This window comes from Nostoc sp. UCD121, assembly GCF_014222285.1.
GTDB lineage: Bacteria > Cyanobacteriota > Cyanobacteriia > Cyanobacteriales > Nostocaceae > Nostoc.
In genome coordinates, this window is record NZ_JACKZS010000427.1 from 1 (window position 1) to 2,085 (window position 2,085).

Annotated in this window: 2 protein-coding genes and 1 pseudogene; all 3 read right to left on the bottom strand. The window is 41.7% G+C overall.

Annotated elements, in window-relative coordinates:
- Positions 1-131: 131 nt before the first annotated feature.
- The 3 genes and pseudogenes from GNF10_RS36545 to GNF10_RS36555 all read right to left on the bottom strand — a co-directional run bounded on the left by GNF10_RS36545 (position 132) and on the right by GNF10_RS36555 (position 1,900).
- A pseudogene (locus GNF10_RS36545) lies at positions 132-1,305 on the bottom strand (IS4 family transposase).
- Between the two features lie 32 nt (positions 1,306-1,337).
- Positions 1,338-1,517, bottom strand: coding sequence for a transposase DNA-binding-containing protein (locus GNF10_RS36550; protein WP_179076913.1), 180 nt, complete (start codon positions 1,515-1,517; stop codon positions 1,338-1,340).
- Positions 1,518-1,630: 113 nt separating this feature from the next.
- On the bottom strand, positions 1,631-1,900 hold the full coding sequence (locus GNF10_RS36555; protein ID WP_179076914.1) for a hypothetical protein: 270 nt from the start codon (positions 1,898-1,900) through the stop codon (positions 1,631-1,633).
- Positions 1,901-2,085: the final 185 nt, after the last annotated feature.

A 2,085-nucleotide genomic window follows, 5' to 3' on the forward strand; every position in this document is an offset into this window, starting at 1 on the left:
ATCGCTAATATCACCCGTCCTTGATTAGCCACTATTGCTTTTAACCTTTTATGATCTTTTAGCCATAAAGAAAGTAACTCGTCATATCTGTCAATTAAGTGCGTAACCGTTCATTGACCTGACTTTTCCCGTTAAGTCTCTCTAGCAAGCTGCCAACCCTCACAGAGGTCATGCAATTTTAACCAGCCCCGCCACAGTACCTGGATACCAATAGGAGTTTTATGTCGATGTTCTAAGTAACCTCCTAAACGAGCGATCGCTTCCACAGCCCAACTAACTGTTAATATCTTGGGTAGTTTAGATGATTTAGCTTTCAAAATGCGAAGCTGAAGGGGATTGAGGATAACAATTGCGTCGGCATTTGGCTGGGTACGGTGTAGATAAGTCAACTGCAAAAGCTCAACAGCAATCACACGTAAAGATTCCAATTAAGGTTTTCATCCCATCAGCAGCAAGTCTATATCTTTCTAACTGACACCCTGACTTGAAAATTTTATGATACTCTTCCACTCGCCAACGGTAAGAATACCAATTTAAAATCGTAGAAGCCATCTGGATATCTGCGACAACTTCTGTGGTTAGCAACATCCATTCTACAGGGGTTTCACCTTCTGGACAATCAACTTCTGTGGCATAAATAGCATACACGAGTAGAGGATCGCGATTGTCAAAACGGTAGGGAGTACGGAGATTAATGGGACAAGATCTTACAGCCAGCTTTGCTTTGCGAGCAGAACGCTTGCTCGTATCTGGGAGTTTGATTTCCTGTTCAAAACCGATAGATTGAGCTTCCAGCTTTGACCACAGACGTTCACTATTTTGATCTAAACTACGGTTGTGAGCCGCACGCACCAAAACTCCCGTGTGCTGAAGTTGACGAACTTTATCAAAAACTTCTGTGATATCACCTTCTCTATCAAAGACATGAATCACGCGCGTGGACTTGCTAACTTCGTTTTCTACAGTGGTAAGTGCTTCTACCCATCTGTAAGATTCTTTTTGCTCAAAGGGGCGTTTTCTAGCTTCTTTACGGGCTGCTGCTTGCCGTTGTTTCTTCTGTGTCGGAGTTTCATCTTTTGGTAGCTTCTGTTTTGGCTCTCGGTTCCAAAGTTTTTGCCATAGCAGACTAAGGGACTGACCTTTTTCCGGTTCTATAGCTAAAGCACTGTGTAATATTAAACCGTTACCTCCCTTACCAATCGGGCCGTAACCTTCTTTTTTCACCGTAATACTGCCATAATCAAGAAAAGTAGTGTCTCCAACACACAACACTACATCATATTCTGCAACAGTTTCCGCCGTCATTTGACAGTGCGGCTCTATTAGTTTTGAAAATTCTACTTTTGGGTTAGCAAAAACTCATAAGCCCTCTTGAGTACGGTTGCTCCACTGAAGATTTCTGACAGTGCTTTGCCAAATCCTTGACTTAAAGCATAGCCAATTGACATTGCACGCTCATTCAATCGGCGATCGCCCAACTCACAAGTTGCAAAATTTTTCTCCCACCAGTCCAGCATTGCTCGTCACCTTTAACATAACACCAGATTTTTATTACTTTACTGTATATACTGTGCTGTCTCCTAAATCCTTTACCAGCAAGCTTTTTGAGACTTAACGGGAAAAGTCAGGTTCATTGACTTATACATATACTCTTTAATTCAAGGTGAGTGTGTATTTGAGGAACACTTCTATGTTCCTGGTAGCGTAATGCTCCTACATAAGCAATCACATCTAAACCAAATTCGTTCTGTGGTAAAGCGAGTGACCCTTCTTGCTCTGGTCGATATGCTTTTTTGTACCGCAGAGATGACTTATTTTGACATCGACGAATTTTTAGCTGTAGTTCTACTACCCCATAAAACGTTCTTATATGTCGAGGATTATTGTATTCATTCCACATTGCTTGACCGCACGAGGGGCATTTTTTTTTGAACACAATCGAGTACTTCAAACGATGTTGCCTCTGGTTTTAAACTTTTTCTTGCCAAGTTTTTGCACTATTACAGCACTTCCGGCTATTATGCAATATAGTTTTCTCCTTGCCCCTCTCCTATCATCGCTTTCAGCTTTTAGGATGTACCTCAT

Excerpts from the sequence above, each read along its gene's own strand:
- GNF10_RS36550 (WP_179076913.1), bottom strand. The coding sequence starts at position 1,517 with ATGCTGGACTGGTGGGAGAAAAATTTTGCAACTTGTGAGTTGGGCGAT.
- GNF10_RS36555 (WP_179076914.1), bottom strand. The coding sequence starts at position 1,900 with ATGTGGAATGAATACAATAATCCTCGACATATAAGAACGTTTTATGGG.